We start from the raw sequence: 15359 nt of genomic DNA on the forward strand, positions 1-15359 counted from the left end.
CAAGGAGAGGTGATATGTTAGTAAATGAGCGAAAGTTAAAAATTATTAACTTACTTATGCAACAACGTAGAGCGACATTGGAGGAACTAATAGAGGTAACAGAAAGTTCCATATCCACATTACGACGCGATTTGAATGATTTAGAAGAAGAAAAAAAGTTGCGCCGTGTACATGGTGGTGCAGAACTTATTCAAGACTTATCTAAAGAATTATCAATTTTTGAAAAAACGTCTAAAAACGTTCATGAAAAACAAATAATTGCTAACAAGGCTTTAAAAAAAATAAAAGAAGGAGATGTTATTTTCCTTGATGCGGGGACCACGACGGGTAGTATGATTGCAGGAATAAAACAGTTGAAAAAGGAATTGACGATTGTTACAAACTCTGTAACTCATGCTTCTAATCTTGTAGCTGAGCATTTGACGGTCTATATCCTTGGTGGATGTGTAAAGAAAACAACGGATGCCATTACTGGAAGTGTCGCTTTAAGTCAGTTGAAAAATTATCGTTTTAATCTTGCTTTTATTGGTGCAAATGCTTTTGTTGAGGAAAGTGGAGTGATGACGCCAGATAGTGAAGAAGCAGCAATTAAAAGACAAGCGATACTACAAGCAGATGAGGCTTTCGTTTTGATTGATTCGTCCAAAATCGGTCAAACAAGTTTTGTTAGATTTGCGCAAGCAGATGAAGTGATAATGATTACAGAATTGGAGAAAAAATGATTTATACGGTGACTTTAAATCCTGCGCTGGACTATTTTATGGAATATAATCAGTTTGAAGAAGGGAAAGTAAATAGAACACGATTGACGAAGATGCTTCCAGGCGGAAAAGGGATTATGGAAAGTCGGATGATGAATCGTTTAGAGGTTGAAAATACAGCGCTGGGCTTTATTGGTGGCTTTGCAGGACGATTTATTGATGATTTTCTTAAAAGTGAGGGAAGTCAAACAGCTTTTACTCCTATTTTTGCTGAAACACGTATCAATGTAAAGATTAAGACGAGGTCAAATGAAACAAGCCTTGATGCTGCAGGACCAAATTTAACAGATGATGATGTTAAAAAGTTTAGGAAAGAATTTGAACGTTTGAGCGAAAATGATAGTGTTGTCTTTGCTGGGACCATTCCTAGAGCTTTGGGAGAGACTTTTTATCAACGACTTATTCGAGAAGTTAAATCTTATGGGGCTGAATTTGCGATTGATGTTGATGGGGGGAAGTTGCTAGAAACATTGAGCGCAGGTCCAATTGTTGTGAAACCAAATTTGGAAGAATTAGAAGAAATTTTTTCTGTGAAATTTGAGAAAACAGAAGAAGTTATTCCTTATGGGAAAAAAATGCTTGCAATGGGAGCACAAAACGTTATTGTTTCTATGGCGGGAGATGGTGCTTTGCTTTTTACTGATGATAAAGTTTATTTTGCTGAACCTGTTAAAGGAATTGTGAAAAATTCAATCGGTGCAGGAGATTCAACAATGGCTGGTTTTCTTGCTGAATGGAGTAAAAGTCATGATGCAATAGCAGCTTTCAAACGTGGTATAGCTTGTGGTACGGCGAAAGTATTTTCAGAAGATATGCCAAGCAAAGTATTTTTAGAAAAGTGTTTTAATCAAATTAAGATAAAGGAGATTTCTAATGGAAATTAAGGAACTTTTGAAAAAAGAAGTCATGTTACTTGACCTCAAAGCAACGGATAAGCTATCCGTAATTGATGAGATGATAGCATCACTGGTTGCTCACGGCTATGTAAATGATTTTGACGCATTTAAAGCAGATATTTTAAAGCGGGAAGCACAAACTTCTACTGGACTTGGGGATGGAATCGCGATGCCTCATGCTAAAAATTCGGCAGTGAAAGAAGCTGTTGTTCTTTTTGCTAAATCTGAAAGCGGTGTCAATTATGAGGCGCTGGATGGAAAAGATGTACAGTTGTTCTTTATGATTGCTGCACCTGAGGGAGCTAACGATACACATTTGGAAGCTCTAGCCAATCTTTCTAAATATCTTTTACAAGGTGGTTTTAAAGAAAAATTGCTGAGTGCAAAGACGGCTGATGAGGTGCAAGGATTATTCAGTCAAAAGTTAGAAGAAAGAGTAACTGATGTACAAGCGGATAAGTTTATCGTAGCTGTGACAGCTTGTACCACTGGGATTGCGCATACTTATATGGCAGAAGAAGCTTTATACAAAGCAGCAGCTGAGTTGGGTGTTGGTATTAAAGTTGAGACAAATGGTGCGCGCGGTGTAGATAATAGATTGACAGCGGCTGATATAGCCAAGGCTTCCGGTGTATTGGTGGCAGCAGATAAAAAAGTAGAGATGGCACGTTTTGCAGGAAAATCTTTGTTAAGTAAGCCTGTCGCAGAGGCTATTCGTCATCCAAAAGAGTTGATTGAGGCGACTTTAGCTGGAACTGCTCCTATTTTTGAAGCAGATGGAGAAGTTGTTCAGAATGAAGAAAGTGCTGGTGGATTTGGAAAAGCTTTTTATAAGCATTTGATGGGGGGAGTTTCTGCTATGTTGCCTTTTGTTGTAGGTGGTGGAATTTTGATTGCTCTTGCTTTCTTGATTGACCAAGCAATGGGGGTGCCACATAGTCAGTTGGCAAATCTCGGTGTTTATCATCCGCTTGCGGCTTATTTTAAGAATATTGGTGGTGCTGCTTTTGCCTTTATGCTTCCTGTTTTAGCTGGTTTCATTGCCAACTCTATTGCGGATAAACCAGGGCTTGTTGCTGGATTTGTTGCTGGTTCTATGGCAGCGAGTGGATTGGCTTTTGGGAAACTTGATCCTACAAAAATGATTCCTTCTGGATTTTTGGGTGCTTTAGTTGGTGGATTTTTAGCTGGTGGTGTGATTTTATTGCTTCGTCACTTGACAAGAAAAATGCCAAAATCTTTGGACGGTTTAAAAGCAATCTTGATTTATCCTTTGATTGGAACGTTCATTACTGGATTTTTGATGCTATTTATCAATATTCCGATGGCAGATATTAATACAGCTTTGTCAAATTTCTTGAATGGTTTATCAGGCTCGTCTGCTGTGTTAATGGGGCTTGTCATTGGCGGAATGATGGCGATTGACTTGGGGGGACCAATAAATAAGGCGGCTTATATCTTTGCAACTGGAACTTTAGCAGCAACAGTGGCTCATGGTGGTTCTGTGGTTATGGCGGCTTGTATGGCGGGGGGGATGGTTCCTCCACTTGCGACTACGGTTGCAGTATTACTTTTCAAAAATAAATTTACTAAAGAAGAACGTAATTCTGGTTTGACTAATATTGTAATGGGATTTAGTTTTATTACAGAGGGTTCTATTCCTTTTGCGGCAGCTGACCCTGCGCGTGCTATTCCTAGTTTTATGATTGGCGCAGCTGTGGCTGGTGGTTTGACTGGACTTGCTGATATTAAACTGATGGCTCCTCATGGCGGAATTTTTGTTCTTGCTTTAACCGATAATCCTATCTTGTATCTTTTGTTTATCGTGATTGGTGCTATTGTTTCTGGTGTTTTGTTCGGTGCTTTGAAAAAGACAAAATAATTTTAATTTCGTGTTCCTTCGTCACTTGTGGCGAGGGATTTTTTTGTTGGTGGAATGAGTATTGATGGTGTTTTTTTGTTATAATATGGTAAGGAGAAAAACAATGAATTTCAATTTTCTAGCTATTTTTGAACTTTTTATTTTTACTTTGAATGTTTTGCTGTCTTTTGTTATTATTTTTCGGGAGCGAAAAAGTACGGCTGCAACGTGGTCGTGGCTCTTTGTGGTTAATGTTTTGCCTGTATTTGGTTTCATTTTGTATGTTTTAATTGGTCGTGGGATATCACATTATCGAATTTTTAAGGATAGAAAAAGATTTCAAATTGGCTTTGAGAAGCAGCTTAAACGGACAGAGGTTACTTTGCAAGACCCAAATTTTGTGAAGAAAATGCGTAAGAATCATGCAATCGGTCAAATGATGAATATGCTTTATGCTGAGGAAAATTCGATTATTTCGGCAAATACAGATGTTAAGATTTTCAGTGATGGGCGTAAAAAATTTGATGCACTTTTGGCAGATATTGCTCAGGCGAAACATCATATTCATTTGGAATATTATATTTTTCGGATGGATAATCTGGGGCAGGAGATTTATCAGGCATTGATTGAGGCGCGTAAACGTGGTGTGGAAGTGCGTGTTTTATTTGATGCTTGGGGGTCAAATCGAACAAAATTAAAATATTTTAAGGAATTGATTGATTTGGGTGGTCATGTCGTGGCATTTTTCCCATTGATTTTGCCACTTATCAATCCGCGGACGAATTATCGTTTGCACCGTAAAATTGTTGTGATTGATGGTGTGATTGGTTATACGGGTGGTTTTAATGTTGGAGATGAATATGCGTCGGTGACGAAGAAGTTTGGTTATTGGCGGGATAATCATTTGCGTTTGACGGGAGATATTGTTTATTCTTTGCAACATCGCTTTATTTTGGATTGGAATAGTCAACATCATTTTGAGATTACGCAGGGGGAAGGTTATTTTCCTGATTCGATTGGCAAGGGGAAAGTGGCTTCGCAGTTTGTGACTTCGGGGCCTGATGAGGCTAAAGAGCAGATTAAGTTGACTTATATGAAGATGATTTCTGGAGCTGAGCGGGAGATTATTATTCAGACGCCTTATTATATTCCTTCGGATGCCTTGCATGAAACGCTGAAATTGGCGCTTTTGTCGGGTGTTCAGGTGAAATTATTGATTCCGAATAAACCGGACCATCCTTTGGTTTATTGGGCGACTTATTTCTATTCTGCGGATTTGGTGAAAGCTGGTGCGAAAGTTTATACTTATGAAAATGGCTTTGTGCACGCGAAAACGTTGATTATTGATGGGGAATATGCGTCTGTCGGTTCAGCGAATTTTGATTATCGGAGTTTGCAACTTTGTTTTGAAGCAAATGTTGTGCTGTATGATTTTGATATTGCGCAGGATTTGCGACGGAAATTCTTGGAAGATTTGAAATTGAGCAAAGCGTTAACTCTGGAGCGTTATGAGGAGCGGAGTTTCTTTATTCGTTTTAAAGAAGGATTGGCGCGTTTGATTTCGCCGATGTTGTAAAATTATTTTTGACAGACTTGTCAAAATGAAAAATATATGAAATTTTAAATTTGACAGTTCTGTCAAATTTAATTTAATGAGGTTTTGATGAAATTACCTGATAAATTTTTAGAAAAATATGAGAATATTTTGGGAGATGAGTACGCAGATTTCCTGGCTTCATTTGATGAAGAAGCTGTGACTGCTTTTCGGATAAATCCTTTGAAAAAGTTAGCAGATAATAGTTTTGACAGTTTTGTCAAAATTGAAAATGAAAGTTTTGGCTATTATGGAAAAATTTCTGGGAAATCAGCTGAACACGTTGCAGGAATGGTCTATTCGCAAGAACCTGCTGCGCAAATTGTAGGGGAAGTGGCGGTGCCTAAACCAGGAATGAAAGTTTTAGATTTATGTGCAGCACCTGGAGGAAAATCAACACATCTACTTAGTTTTTTGGGCAATGAAGGATTATTAGTTTCAAATGAGATTTCTCATAAACGAAGTAAAATTCTCACAGAAAACATTGAACGTTTTGGCGCAAAAAATGTTGTTGTGTTGAATGAAAGTCCGGCACATTTAGCGAAAGTTTTTCCTAGATATTTTGATATGATTGTTCTTGACGCTCCTTGTTCTGGTGAGGGAATGTTCCGTAAAGACCCGAGCGCTGTGCAGTATTGGAGTGCTGATTATCCTGAAAAATGCGCGCAACTTCAACGAGAAATTATTGCGGAAGCTCTAAAAATGCTTGCTCCTGCTGGTCAGTTGATTTATTCCACTTGCACTTGGTCGCCTGAAGAAAATGAGAATAATGTGAGTTGGATATTAGAAAATTATCCAGATTTACAGTTGGTCAATATTCCTAAGACGAATGGATTATCATCAGGCTTAAATATGCCCGAAGTTATCCGTTGTTGGCCTCATAAATTTCGTGGAGAAGGTCAATTTGTTGCCAAATTTATTGATAAAAATGAGGAAATAATTTTTGATACTTCTGTCAAAAAAAATGATAATAAAAAGAGCAAAAAACAAGGCAAAAATAAGTTTGACAGCACTAGCAAATCGCAACTGACGAGCGAGCAAATGAGACTTTGGCAAGAATTTTCTAAGAAAAATTTACTGACAGACTTGTCAAAAGGAAAATTACAAGTTTTTGGAGAAGCACTTTATTTGCTTCCGATAGATTTACCTGATTTGTCAACTTTAAAGATTGCGCGTAATGGACTTCATTTGGGGACTTTCAAGAAAAATCGTTTTGAGCCAAGTTTTGCACTTGGACTTACTTTATCAACAGAAGAAGTAAGAAATTCATTAGAGATTGATGAAGAACAATTCAAAAAATATGTTGCAGGTGAAGAAATAAAAACTGATAAAAATATTAATAATGGCTGGGTTCAACTCGCAATCAAAAATAATGGAATTGGCTTTGCAAAAGTAACTGACAGAACTGTCAAAAATTATTTTCCAAAAGGTTTAAGATTTTTTTCATAATTATCAAAGAAAATAAGATTTGACAAGTCTGTCAAAAATTATTTCACATAAAATTTTCATAAATGAAAGGAAAAAATATGCAAAAAGATTTAAATATAGTGATTATCACAGGAATGTCTGGCGCAGGGAAAACCGTTGCTATTCAGAGCTTTGAAGACATGGGCTATTTCACGATTGATAATATGCCACCAAGTCTGATTGAGAAATTTGTCGAGTTGTTAAACACAGCGACAAACACGATTGATAAAGTCGCAATGGTTGTAGATATGCGCTCTCGCGTCTTTTTTGACCATATGCGTGAATTGATTACCGAACTGTCCGATCAGCCAAATGTCAGTTTCAAACTTCTCTTTTTGGATGCAGGAGATGAGGAACTTGTTGCACGCTACAAAGAAACGCGCCGTAGTCATCCACTTGCTATTGATGGGCGTGTACTTGATGGCATTCAGCTAGAACGTGAAATTCTCAATGATTTGAAAAATCTTGCAGAAGTTGTGATTGATACCTCAGATTTGACACCGCGTAACCTGCGAGGACTGATTTTACAAGAGTTTTCAACAAATGAAAATTCACCTTTTCGGATTGAAATTATGTCATTTGGTTTCAAATATGGTCTTCCATTAGATGCAGACCTCGTTTTTGATGTGCGTTTCTTACCAAATCCTCATTATGTTCCTGAGTTACGAAATAAAACAGGACAGGATTCAGAAGTTTATGATTATGTGATGAACCACAAAGAATCAGAAGATTTTTATCAAAATCTCATGAAACTCTTAGAACCTATCTTGCCAGCCTATCAAAAAGAAGGAAAATCTGTGCTGACGATTGCCTTTGGCTGTACAGGAGGACAACATCGCTCCGTTGCTTTTGCTGAACGAGTTTCCAAAGCATTAAAAGATGATTGGCATCTCAATACCAGCCATCGGGATAAGGATAAAAGGAAAGAAACGGTAAATCGCTCATGAGTAAACCTAAAATAGTCGTTATTGGCGGAGGAACAGGCATTCCTGTGATTTTAAATTCTCTGCGCAGAGAAAATGTTGATTTAACAGCGATTGTGACTGTTGCAGATGATGGCGGTTCGTCAGGTCGCTTGCGCTCAGCCGTCAATATCGCACCTCCCGGAGATTTGCGCAATGTTTTGATTGCAATGAGTGATATGCCACGTTTTTATGCCGATATTTTGCAGTACCGTTTTGATGAAGCAGATGGGCCGTTGGCTGGTCATCCTCTGGGAAATCTTATTATTGCTGCTGTCGGTGAAATGCAAGGCTCCACTTATAAAGCCATTCAGACCTTATCGCGATTTTTCCATATTGAAGGTAATATTTATCCTTCCTCAGACAGTCCACTCACCCTTCATGCTGTTTTCAAAGATGGTCATGAAGTCGCTGGAGAGAGTCATATTGCGGATTATGTAGGAATTATTGACCATGTTTATTTGACAGAAACTGAAACAGGAAATGCACCGATTGCCTCAAAAAATGTTGTGAAATCTATCATGGAAGCAGATACAATCGTACTTGGCCCAGGTTCATTATTTACTTCTATTTTACCAAATATCGTCATTCCAGAAATCTGTGACGCTCTTTTAAAAACAAAAGCAAAGATTGTCTATGTCTGCAATATCATGACGCAGCGCGGTGAAACCGAGCATTTTACAGATGCTGACCATGTACGTGTCCTGCACGAACATATCGGTGCATCAATTATTGATACCGTTTTGGTAAATATTGAAAAAGTCCCAGAAAGCTATATGAACACTAATAAATTTGATGAATATCTCGTACAAGTTGAGCATAATTTCAAAGGATTAAAAAATGAGAACGTCACAGTGGTTTCTAATAATCTTCTAAAATTACGTGATGGTGGCGCATTTCATGACGGAGAAGCAGTTGCTAGAGAGATTATTGCTATCAGTCACAGACAAGAGGTAAAAATTTGAGTTTTACGTCAGAGACAAAAAAAGAACTGACAAAAAATCTAGCTACGACAGGGACATTATTAGCGCTCATTCGTATGAATGGTTCTCTTGGAATTTCGGGCAATCTGACTTTGTCTATTACGACAGAAAATGCAGCTATTGCCAAGTATATTTACCAAATGCTCTTAGAACTTTATGGTTTGCGCGCTGAAATTCGTGTGCATCAAAAAACAACTCTCTCCAAAAATCGCGTCTATTCCGTTTTTATTGATGAAGAAGTAGAAAATCTTTTAGATGAATTATCTCTTGCGGATTCTTTGATGATGGATAGTGGGATTCCAGACTTTGTAAATACAGATGAGCGAATGCAAATTGATTATCTACGTGGCGCTTTTTTGGCGACAGGTACATTACACAATCCTGAAAAAGGAGAGTATCAACTCTCAATTTCCAGTGTTTATCAGGAACACGCAGAAGATTTGCAACAGCTTTTCAAAAATTTTGAGTTAAATGCAAAAGTTATTTCTCGAAAAAATCGTTACATTGTATATTTGACAAAGGCAGAAGAAATCATAGATTTTTTAACCTTGATTGGTGCAATTCAAGCACGCTTAAAGTTTGAAGAAGCAAAGATTTTTCGCGAAATGCGCGGTTTAGCTAATCGACAGTCAAACTTTGAAAATGCAAATATAGCGAAAACCGTCAGTGCTTCACAAGAAGCAATCACAGCTATTGAATTTCTGATAAAGAAAAAAGAACTGGAAAATCTAGCTCCAGCCTTGATTGATATAGCAAAATTACGTCTCAAAAATCCAGAATTAACAACACAAGAACTAGGAAATCTCCTTGAACCACCACTTGGAAAGTCAGGAGTGAATCATCGCCTACGCAAACTCATTGCCACAGCAGATGAACTAAAACAGATTGAAAAATAAAAAGAGGAATTATTCCTCTTTTTTAAATCCATTGAGAAAGAAACGCGTTAAAAATTCTGCTTTTTCAAATAAAAAATTCGCTTCAATCCCTTTCATTCCCTCGGTAAAGATATGTAGGATAAATAAAAAATCTTCTTCAGTGACATCAGCTGCGATTTTCCCTTCCGCATATCCTTTTTGAAATAAACTCCGATAAATATCAAGTTGCGTCATCTGGATATTTTCCATCTCAAAAAAATCAGGACTTATCGTATATTGTGTCATCAGATTTTCCTGAAAAATAAGGCTAAATCGCTTCACTTGTTCAAGTTTCATCGCTGTAATCGCGCGATAAGTAGCTTCAAAATCAAGACTGCTTCCAATAATTTCTTGAATTTGTTGCGTCATAAATTCAAAAGCATTTAAAATAACAAGATTCATAAGATAATTCTTATTTTTAAAATATTTAAAGAGTGTAACCTTTGATACCACAGCTTTTTGAGCAATTTCATCAATGGTAATATCTTTAATTTCTTTCTCATTTAATAATTGAAATGTTGTCTCTAAAATAGCTTTTTTCTTTTTTTCTGTCTGATTCATTTTCTTAACCTTTTCTACTTTAAATTATAACTTTTTACTTGAACTATTTCAAGTAAAATAGTACAATATGAACTATAAATATAAGAATAGTTCAATTTATGAGAAAAATCTCATATCAAAGGAGAAAAATATGGCAAAAATGGTTGAAGTAAAAGGTCTTCAAAAAAACTTTGGCAAATTTCAAGCCTTAAAAAACGTCACATTTGATGTAAATGCTGGAGAAGTGTTGGGTTATATTGGACCAAATGGTGCAGGAAAATCAACAACAATTCGTACACTTTTGGGCATTATAAAAAGTACAGGGGGCACAGCTAAGATTTTTGGAAAAGATGTTTGGAGCGATGCGATAGAAATTCACAAATCTATCGCTTATGTTCCAGGAGATGTTTATTTGTGGGGAAATCTCACAGGTGGAGAAATCATTGACCTTTTCTTAAAATTGCAAGGAAGTCCTGACATAGCAAAACGTGATGAATTGATTAAGAAGTTTGAACTTGACCCAAAGAAAAAAGCGCGCAGCTATTCTAAGGGAAATCGTCAAAAAATTGCCTTGATTTCGGCACTTGCGAGTAAAGCTGAACTCTACATTTTCGATGAACCAACTTCAGGACTGGACCCACTGATGGAATCTGTGTTCCAAGAAGAAGTAGGCAGACTAAAAGCTGAAGGAAAAGCCATTCTTTTATCAAGTCACATTTTATCTGAAGTTGAAAAACTAGCAGACCGAGTAGCGGTTATCCGTGCGGGCGAGATTGTTGATACAGGAACCCTTGAAGATTTGCGACATTTTACGCGAGATACATTTCATGTGGAAACTCTACAAAATCCTGAAACTTTAAAAGAAGTTGAAGGGATTTATGACCTTGAAATCACAGGAAATACAGCGACTTTTCAGGTAGATTCGGATAAGGTACAAAGCATTTTGACTTATTTGACAAAACTTGGTGTGGTTAAGCTTGAAAGTACGCCACCAACACTTGAAGAACTTTTTATGCACCATTATGAAGAAAAATAGGGAGGTTTGAGATGAAAGCTTTAACAAAGAGCTTTTCGATGTTAGCAGCACTTTTAAAAAGAGATTGGCTCAAACTTATCTTTTGGCTCCTTGCTGTACTTGCGTTTGCAGCTTCTGGTGCTGGCAAGTTTGTGACTCTGATGCAATCTCCGGCACAGTCAGTGAGTGTGTTTGATATGTTCCAAAATCCTGCTTTGGTTGGACTTTTTGGTCCGACAACTGTTAAACATCCTACAGATTTTACGGCAGCCGCAGCTTTTGGAAATACCATGCCTTTGATTACATCCATTACTTTTATCATTGTTTCGGTTATTTATGTGATAAATCGTACACGTAAGGAAGAAGATGATGGAATTGCTGAACTTTTTCGCTCTTTTCAAGTTGGGAAATTGGCAAATACGACAGCTGTTATTATTGAAACTTTTGCTTTGCAAGTTCTGATTAGTTTTGTACTTGCATTGGTTATTCAAGTACAAAATATTGCTGGAATGACGGATTTTTCTAGTAATCTACTCTTTGCGAGTTCGATCGGCGTACAGAGTTTTATGTGGGGCATGATTGCACTTGTTTTGGCGCAGATTTTCTCAAATGCTGGCTCGGCAAAAGGAGCGACTTTCGGACTTCTGGGAATGCTTTATATTGTTCGGATGGGAACGGATATTGAAAATGTCAGTGCTGGTTGGTTTAATCCTTTGTCATGGTCATATTTGACGGATGTTTTTGTCAAAGATAACTGGCTGCCGATTGTTTTATCGCTTGTTTTGAGTTTTGTGTTGATTGTATTTGCTTATCTTTTAGAAAATGCTCGAGATGTCAATGCGGGTTACATTCCAGAGGGAAATGGTAAAGCAAGAGCTTCAAAAACTTTACTTAGTTTTCCTGGTTTAGTTTTGCGTCAGCAATGTGGCGCAATCATTGGTTGGATAGCAGGTTTGTTTATTCTTGGATTTGTGTATGGTTCTATGATTGGGCAAATCAGTAAGTTTATCAAGAGTTCTACAACAGTGAGTCAAATTTTTGCGGTCAGTCCTACAGCTGGTGCGCTGATGATGACAAAACAATATCTTTCAACATTATTTGTGATTATTTCGGTGATTGTGACTTGCTTTGCGATTACTTCATTGTCACGCATGGTTTCTGAGGAGCGTAAAAATCGGCAAGAGCAGATTTATGCGACAGCACTTAGTCGTTATAAAGTTTATCTGACTTATACGCTTATTGCTTGGATTTTGGGGGCTTTAGCAATGTTTTTGACTTCGCTTGGTATTTATCTGGCGCAGTTGGGAAGTAGTCATGCGCTGAGCTTTGCTGAAGTGATGAAGCCGGGAATGGTTTATGTTGTTGCAATCTTCTTTGTCTTGGGCTTGCTTGGCTTACTCATGGCATTGCTACCACGATTTTCAGCTTTTATTTGGATTTATGTGGCATTTACATTTTTCATGAGTTATATTGGTAGTATTATTAAGTTTCCTGACTGGGTGCATGATTTGGACGTTTTCTATCATATTCCAAAACTTGCGACTGAGTCGATGAGTTGGGGAAATGTTTCTGTGATTGCAATATTGGCTGTTGTCTTTGTTCTCATTGGCTTGGTTGCTTATCGGAGACGGGATTTGATTGCAGGATAAAGAAAAAAGCTATTTTGGTAGCTTTTTTTATTGCCTTTCTGACTTTTTTACTTTTTTGTGATAAAATAAACGAGTTGTTATTTTTACGACATTATATTATCTTACTTTAGGAGTATTTTTCGAATGATGAATCCAGCAGAGATTTTAGCCGCTACTATCCACCACGGACAAGAGAAAGTGAAGCGTCCGTTAATAGAAAAAGCGGTACTTGGTTTTATTGGTGGCGCAATGATTTCTTTTGGCTACTTGCTTTATATCCGAGTGGTAGCAAGTGTTGCTGAGCAACTTGGAAGTTTGGCGAGTTTTATTGGTGCGAGTGTTTTCCCAATTGGACTGATTGTTATTTTGATGGCTGGCGGGGAATTGATTACGTCAAATATGACCGCTGTTTCAGTGTCATTTTTTGCTAAAAAAGTGAAGTTCACTGATTTGGTAAAAAATTGGTTGGTGATTACTTTATTTAATGTTCTTGGGGCGCTGTTCGTTGCTTTTATTTTTGGACACTTGCTTGGACTTACGAGCGCTGGCGTTTACAAGACAGAGTTGCTCAATTTGGCGAATACAAAGCTGTCTGTCAGCTGGTATCAGGCGATTTTGTCAGGTATCGGTTGTAACTGGTTTGTTGGACTTGCGATGTGGATGAGCTATGGAGCAAAAGATGCAGCAGGCAAATTGTTGGGAATTTGGTTCCCTGTCATGGCTTTTGTTGCGATTGGTTTCCAGCACAGCGTGGCAAATGCTTTTGTCATTCCTGCGGCGATTTTTGAAAATGGTGCAACTTGGCTTGATTTTATCCGCAATTTCCTTCTCGTTTATAGTGGAAATGTGCTTGGTGGAGCTATTCTTGTGGCAGGTTTTTATACACTTGGTTACCGTCGTCAGATGAGAGAAGCGCAAGAGCTTGTTCAGGATTAAAAAATTTTTTTGACAGAACTGTCAAAAATGCTAGAGAATTTATTTTACCCTGTCAAAAAATTTACAAGAAAAATAGCCTGTCAAAAGGCTATTTTTTTAATTGATGATAACGATTGTACCAAATATCAACGTATTCTTTGGAAAATGGTCCTTTTTCATTGTTAATCCAATCAACAAGAATTTTGACATTTTCTTTTAAAATGTGGTCGATTTCTTTTGGATAGTGCATTTGACGTCGGTGGCGCTCGTATTCTTCAACGTCAAGAAGTTTTTTCTCGCCGTCTTTGAAAACTTTTACGTCAAGGTCGTAATCAATGTATTTCAGCGCTTCGTTATCAAGGACGAAGGGACTCGCTAGGTTGCAGTAGTAGCTGACGCCTTCCTCACGAATCATAGCAATGATGTTAAACCAAAACTTTTTGTGGAAATAAACAATCGCAGGCTCACGTGTCACCCAACGACGGTCGTCAGATTCAGTCACAAGTGTGTGATCATTTACTCCAATAATTGAATTTTCATTTGTTTTTAGAACCATGGTATCGCGCCAAGTGCGATGCAGGCTCCCATCATGTTTATAGCTTTGAATCGTGACAAAGTCGCCTTCTTTGGGTATTTTCAAGGCTGTCTCACTTTCTCGAATTCAAAGTTCTCATTTGATATTATACCACTTTTTACGAAATTTTGACAGAGGGAAATTTGTTTTTTATGAGTTTTTGATTAGAATTTTTTGACAGAATGAGAATAAATTCTTTAGCCTTGTGGCAAAACTGTCAAAAAATAATTTTAATCAGATAAGTCGAAAAATGTGAGAGCAGATCGAAATTCCTCAGCCAAATGTTTTTGACGGAAATTTTGCCAGTCTGTCAAATCTTTGACAGCTTTGTATTGCTGACGAAGTTGCCAAGCTTCATCAATTTGATAGTGAGGAAATTTTTGTAAAAAAGTTCTGACTAATTGCCATTCGTAAGGATAACCTAGCGGACGTGCATGATAGTTGATTGCGTGCTTATTCTCAATGATTTTTTGCGGGGGCATCCGATGATGCGCATGACCAAAAACGACATCTGTGATTTCTGGAAATCTCATGAAAATCTCATGAAAATGTTCAGAACCGAGATAAGCATTGAACCGTGCAAATTTTTCGTAGCGTGTATTGATGATAAAATGTTTTTCTGGCACAAAGTGCATCGCAATGATAATTCGCTTAGCAGCAAGACCTGACAAGATTTTTGACAGTTTTGTCAAAATATTTTCTGTCGTGATAATATCATCAAAATCACGATGAATTTTTCTGTCAAAATAAAAATTGTGTTTAAATTGTTCGATTTTTTTGACATCAATTTTTTCCATGAAAGAATAATCATACCAGCCATGAAAACTGACAAAAGCGGTATTTCCAAACCATTTGACCTGAAAATCTGACTGTTCAATTTCATTTTCTGACAAAGTAACCATATCATGATTTCCCAGATTAAAAGTAACTGAAAAAGTTTTTGATAGTTCTGTCAAAAAAGGTTCCGTCAACTGATGGAAATCATTGGACATATCACCAGCAAAATGAACATCTGTCACAGCATTTTCCAGCAAAACATTGCGAAAAACCGCCAAATCATTTAACGAAAAATGGTTGATATCCATATGAAAATCTGATATAACAGCTAATTTTTTTCTCATTTAATCATTTTAGCAAAAAGAGCCAGTCATTGAAAGTCAAGGCGACTGATAAAAAAATTCAAAATGCTATATTTACTACGTAAATACCGCATTTTCTTTTGACAAAGTCAAAAGAAAACACTTGGAGG

Annotated in this window: 13 protein-coding genes and 2 pseudogenes; 12 read left to right on the forward strand and 3 right to left on the reverse strand. The window is 37.3% G+C overall.

The features are described 5' to 3' along the window. Positions 1 to 14 precede the first annotated feature (14 nt). The 9 genes and pseudogenes from KJS36_RS07210 (at position 15) to whiA (ending at position 9420) form a co-directional block, all read left to right on the forward strand. Complete coding sequence (locus KJS36_RS07210; RefSeq protein WP_213536125.1) at positions 15 to 722, forward strand: DeoR/GlpR family DNA-binding transcription regulator; 708 nt, start codon at positions 15 to 17, stop codon at positions 720 to 722. Next, positions 719 to 1645 (forward strand): 1-phosphofructokinase, encoded by a 927-nt coding sequence (gene pfkB / locus KJS36_RS07215; protein ID WP_213536127.1) that lies wholly within the window; start codon positions 719 to 721, stop codon positions 1643 to 1645. Before KJS36_RS07210 ends, pfkB begins: the two co-directional genes overlap by 4 nt. Beyond that, positions 1635 to 2373, forward strand: a pseudogene (locus tag KJS36_RS10945) (fructose PTS transporter subunit IIA); the annotation flags it as partial. The gene pfkB and the pseudogene KJS36_RS10945, both read left to right, overlap by 11 nt. Before the next feature lie 74 nt (positions 2374 to 2447). After that, positions 2448 to 3539 (forward strand): annotated as a pseudogene (locus tag KJS36_RS10950) (PTS fructose transporter subunit IIC); the annotation flags it as partial. A gap of 103 nt (positions 3540 to 3642) precedes the next feature. Next, the gene (gene cls, locus KJS36_RS07225) at positions 3643 to 5094 is read left to right on the forward strand and encodes a cardiolipin synthase (RefSeq protein WP_213536131.1); all 1452 of its coding nucleotides are present in this window, start codon (positions 3643 to 3645) and stop codon (positions 5092 to 5094) included. 87 nt (positions 5095 to 5181) lie between these two features. Continuing rightward, entirely contained in the window at positions 5182 to 6561 is a 1380-nt protein-coding gene (locus KJS36_RS07230) for an RsmF rRNA methyltransferase first C-terminal domain-containing protein (protein WP_213536133.1), read from the forward strand. Positions 6562 to 6638: 77 nt separating this feature from the next. Next, positions 6639 to 7526 carry an RNase adapter RapZ gene (rapZ, locus tag KJS36_RS07235; RefSeq protein ID WP_213536134.1) on the forward strand — a complete coding sequence of 296 codons (888 nt, stop codon included), beginning with the start codon at positions 6639 to 6641 and terminating at the stop codon, positions 7524 to 7526. After that, positions 7523 to 8506 carry a YvcK family protein gene (locus KJS36_RS07240; RefSeq protein WP_213536135.1) on the forward strand — a complete coding sequence of 328 codons (984 nt, stop codon included), beginning with the start codon at positions 7523 to 7525 and terminating at the stop codon, positions 8504 to 8506. The genes rapZ and KJS36_RS07240 overlap by 4 nt, the downstream gene beginning before the upstream one ends. Continuing rightward, positions 8503 to 9420: a DNA-binding protein WhiA gene (gene whiA, locus KJS36_RS07245; RefSeq protein WP_213536136.1), complete on the forward strand. Its 918-nt coding sequence runs from the start codon at positions 8503 to 8505 to the stop codon at positions 9418 to 9420. Before KJS36_RS07240 ends, whiA begins: the two co-directional genes overlap by 4 nt. A gap of 9 nt (positions 9421 to 9429) precedes the next feature. Here the strand turns inward: whiA and KJS36_RS07250 are convergent, their stop codons facing one another. After that, on the reverse strand, positions 9430 to 9999 hold the full coding sequence (locus KJS36_RS07250) for a TetR/AcrR family transcriptional regulator (RefSeq protein ID WP_213536137.1): 570 nt from the start codon (positions 9997 to 9999) through the stop codon (positions 9430 to 9432). A gap of 130 nt (positions 10000 to 10129) precedes the next feature. Here KJS36_RS07250 and KJS36_RS07255 point away from each other — a divergent pair, with 130 nt between their 5' ends. From KJS36_RS07255 to KJS36_RS07265, 3 genes are all read left to right on the forward strand, one after another. Then, positions 10130 to 11014: an ABC transporter ATP-binding protein gene (locus KJS36_RS07255; RefSeq protein ID WP_213536139.1), complete on the forward strand. Its 885-nt coding sequence runs from the start codon at positions 10130 to 10132 to the stop codon at positions 11012 to 11014. Between the two features lie 11 nt (positions 11015 to 11025). Then, complete coding sequence (locus tag KJS36_RS07260; RefSeq protein ID WP_213536141.1) at positions 11026 to 12642, forward strand: ABC transporter permease; 1617 nt, start codon at positions 11026 to 11028, stop codon at positions 12640 to 12642. 123 nt (positions 12643 to 12765) lie between these two features. Continuing rightward, the gene (locus KJS36_RS07265; protein ID WP_213536144.1) at positions 12766 to 13557 is read left to right on the forward strand and encodes a formate/nitrite transporter family protein; all 792 of its coding nucleotides are present in this window, start codon (positions 12766 to 12768) and stop codon (positions 13555 to 13557) included. A gap of 88 nt (positions 13558 to 13645) precedes the next feature. Here KJS36_RS07265 and ntdP read toward each other — a convergent pair whose 3' ends face one another. Further along, positions 13646 to 14176 (reverse strand): nucleoside tri-diphosphate phosphatase, encoded by a 531-nt coding sequence (ntdP, locus tag KJS36_RS07270; protein ID WP_213536146.1) that lies wholly within the window; start codon positions 14174 to 14176, stop codon positions 13646 to 13648. A 164-nt stretch (positions 14177 to 14340) separates the two neighbouring features. Next, on the reverse strand, positions 14341 to 15231 hold the full coding sequence (locus KJS36_RS07275; protein WP_213536149.1) for a metallophosphoesterase: 891 nt from the start codon (positions 15229 to 15231) through the stop codon (positions 14341 to 14343). Positions 15232 to 15359 lie beyond the last annotated feature (128 nt).

This window comes from Lactococcus nasutitermitis (genome assembly GCF_018403765.1).
GTDB classification, from domain to species: Bacteria; Bacillota; Bacilli; order Lactobacillales; family Streptococcaceae; genus Lactococcus; species Lactococcus nasutitermitis.